Origin of the sequence: Pseudomonas sp. Pseusp97 (assembly GCF_047304025.1) — a bacterium.
Classification (GTDB): Bacteria; Pseudomonadota; Gammaproteobacteria; order Pseudomonadales; family Pseudomonadaceae; genus Pseudomonas.
Genome location: NZ_JBGLYK010000353.1, coordinates 1 through 3,611, shown reverse-complemented (window position 1 = coordinate 3,611; position 3,611 = coordinate 1). Strand labels below are relative to the sequence as shown.

General features: G+C 67.6%; 2 protein-coding genes. Both read left to right on the top strand.

Annotation, left to right across the window (positions count from 1 at the left end; translation table 11 throughout):
• Window positions 1–191 precede the first annotated feature (191 nt).
• Complete coding sequence (locus ACCC94_RS28675) at window positions 192–3,008, top strand: FAD-binding and (Fe-S)-binding domain-containing protein (RefSeq protein ID WP_413352977.1); 2,817 nt, start codon at window positions 192–194, stop codon at window positions 3,006–3,008.
• Between the two features lie 244 nt (window positions 3,009–3,252).
• Window positions 3,253–3,611 (top strand): response regulator (locus tag ACCC94_RS28670; RefSeq protein ID WP_413352976.1); only part of this gene is annotated, 359 nt, incomplete at its 3' end.

The following is a 3,611-nucleotide window of genomic DNA, read 5'->3' as shown; positions in this document are numbered from 1 at the left end:
GGGGGGGGGGTGCGGGGGGGTACCGCCGGGCGTTGGTTGGCTGCGTGCTGGCGCGCCACCGCCTCCCCCCCCCCCCGCCGGGTGCGCCCCCACGCCCGCTCCTACAAGGAACGCCCAACGCGCGTTCTACCCACAAGCACACCGATGGGCCGTCCAGCGGTCCACGCTCACCGATGATGACTGGAGCCGCCATGAGCCTCCCTGCCGCTTTCCTCGACACGGTAGAACACCTGATCCCCCGCGAGCGCCGCTTCGACGATGCGCTCTCGACCCTGGCCTTCGGCACCGACGCCAGCTTCTACCGCCTGATACCCAAGCTGGTGATCCGCGTCGAGAGCGAAGACGAAGTCGCTGCCCTGCTCAAGGCCGCCCACACCCATCAGGTCGCAGTGACCTTCCGCGCCGCGGGCACCAGCCTTTCGGGCCAGGCCGTGAGCGACTCGGTGCTGTTGGTGCTGGGCGACAACTGGAACGGCCGCGACATCCGCGAAGGCGGTACGCAGATCCGCCTGCAGCCCGGCGTCATCGGCGCCCAGGCCAACGCCTGGCTGGCCCCGTTCGGCCGCAAGATCGGCCCGGACCCGGCGTCGATCAATGCCTGCAAGATCGGCGGCATCGTCGCCAACAATGCCAGCGGCATGTGCTGCGGCACCGCGCAGAACAGCTACCACACCCTGGCCGGCATGCGCCTGCTGCTGGCCGACGGCACGCTACTGGACAGCGAGTTGCCCGACAGCGTCGCGGCCTTCCGCGACAGCCACGGCGCACTGCTGGATCAGCTCGCTGAGCTGGGCCGGCAGACCCGCGCCAACACCGAGCTGGCTGCGAAGATCCGCCACAAGTACCGCCTGAAGAACACCACCGGGCTGTCGTTGAACGCACTGGTCGACTACGACGAGCCGCTGGATATCCTCACCCACCTGATGGTCGGCTCCGAAGGCACCCTGGGCTTCATCAGCGCCGTGACCTACGACACCGTGCCGGACCACCCGCACAAGGCCAGCGCGCTGGTCGTCTTCCCCGATGTGGAAACCTGCTGCAAGGCCGTACCCGTGCTCAAGCAGCAGCCGGTGTCCGCCGTGGAACTGCTGGACCGCCGCAGCCTGCGCTCGGTGGAGAACATGCAGGGCATGCCGGCGTGGGTGAAGAGCCTGTCCGAAGGCGCCTGCGCGCTGCTCATCGAGTCCCGCGCTGCCACCCGATCGCTGCTGCACGAACAACTCGCGCAGATCAGCGCCTCCATCGCCGATTACCCGGTGGAGAAGCAGGTCGACTTCAGCGAAGACCCGCTGGTCTACAACCAGCTCTGGCGCATCCGCAAGGACACCTTCCCGGCCGTCGGTGCGGTGCGCGAGACCGGCACCACGGTGATCATCGAGGACGTCACCTTCCCCGTCGAGCAGTTGGCAGAAGGCGTCAATCGCCTGATCGCGCTGTTCGACAAGCACGGCTACGACGAGGCCATCCTGTTCGGCCATGCGCTGGAGGGGAACCTGCACTTCGTCTTCACCCAGGGCTTCGAATCGCCTGAGCAGATCGCGCGCTACTCGGCCTTCATGGACGACGTCGCGCACCTGGTCGCGGTGGAATATGGCGGCTCGCTCAAGGCCGAACACGGCACCGGGCGCAACATGGCGCCCTTCGTCGAGCTGGAGTGGGGCCACGATGCCTACCAGCTGATGTGGCAGTTGAAGCGCCTGCTCGACCCCACCGGCATCCTCAACCCCGGCGTGGTGCTGACCGACGACCCGCAGTTGCACCTGAAGAACCTGAAGCCGCTGCCGGCCGCCGATGAGATCGTCGACAAGTGCATCGAGTGCGGCTTCTGCGAGCCGGTGTGCCCGTCAAAGGGCCTGACCCTGAGCCCGCGCCAGCGCATCGTCATGTGGCGCGACATCCAGGCCAGGCGCCGCGCCGGCGTCGACACCACCGAGCTTGAGCGCGACTACCAGTACCAGGGTATCGACACCTGCGCCGCCACTGGCCTGTGCGCCCAGCGTTGCCCGGTGAACATCAACACCGGCGAGTTGATCAGGAAGCTGCGCGGCGAGGAAGCACATCACGCCGGCGCCGCCACCTGGCTCGCGCGCAACTTCGCCACGGCCCTCAAGGGGGCGAAGTTCATGCTGCATGCCGCCAACGGCGCGCGCATGCTGCTGGGCGCACCGCGCCTGGCTCGTATCAGTGCTTCCATCAGCCAGGCCAGCAAGGGTCGCGTGCCGCAGTGGACACCGGCCATGCCGCAGCCCGTGCGTCTCGCAACCCCGACGCAGCCGGTGGATAACGGCAAGCCGCGCGTCGTCTACCTTACCGCCTGTGTGTCCCGCGCCATGGGTCCCGCAGCGGCGGACGAGGAGCAGGTGCCGCTGATCGACAAGACCCGCCAACTGCTGGAAAAGGCTGGCTACCAGGTGGTCTTTCCGGACAACGCCGACAACCTCTGCTGCGGCCAGCCGTTCGCTTCCAAGGGCTACCAGTCGCAGGCCGACGCCAAGCGCGACGAACTGCTCGCCGAACTGCTGCGTGCCAGCCGTGGCGGACTCGACCCGATCTACTGCGACACCAGCCCCTGCACCCTGCGCCTGGTGCAGGAACTGGCGGACGATCGGCTGAAGATCTACGACCCGGTGAAGTTCATCCGCACGCATCTGCTCGAGCGCCTGGACTTCCAGCCGCAGGACAAGCCGGTGGCCGTGCACGTCACCTGCAGCACCCAGCACCTGGGCGAAAGCCAGGCGCTGATTGACCTGGTCAAGCGCTGCACCCGCGAAGTGGTGATCCCCGAGGGCATCCACTGCTGTGGTTTTGCCGGCGACAAGGGCTTCACCACGCCCGAGCTGAACGCGCACTCGCTGCGCACGCTCAAGGACGCGGTGCAGTACTGCGAGGAAGGCGTCTCCACCAGCCGTACCTGCGAGATCGGCCTGTCCGCCCATGGCGGCATCGACTATCGCGGGGTGGTCTACCTGGTGGATCGCGTGACCCGCGCCACGCAACGCTCTTCGTAGGAGCGAGCTTGCTCGCGAACATCGCGGTTTCGCCTCGTCTCGTGCAATCAGGCGAGCCACGGTTCGCGAGCAAGCTCGCTCCTACAGGTCCCGGCCCGCGCAGGAGCGGACTCCGTCCGCGATTGGCCGCAGGCGGCGCCAATTCGCCACTGTTCTTAACACCTCGTTAAGCGAGCACTGTCACCCTCTGCCCTAACCGGATCACGCCAGCTATCCTGCTGCACAGGCCGTAAAGGGGACCCCAATGAGAATCCTGTTGGCAGAAGACGACCAGCTGCTGGGCGATGGCATTCGCGCTGGGCTGGGGCTTGAAGGCGACACCGTGGACTGGGTGAGCGATGGCGTGGCCGCCGATCAGGCGCTGGCCACCGACGAGTTCGACCTGCTCGTCCTCGACCTCGGCCTGCCGCGCAAGGACGGTCTGGAAGTGCTGCGCGGCCTGCGCCGGCGCGGCGACATGACGCCAGTGCTGATCCTCACCGCCCGCGACAAGGTGGCCGACCGCGTGGCCGGCCTCGACGCCGGCGCCGACGATTACCTGACCAAACCCTTTGACCTCGACGAACTGCTCGCCCGCGTCCGCGCGCTGACCCGCCGCCACAC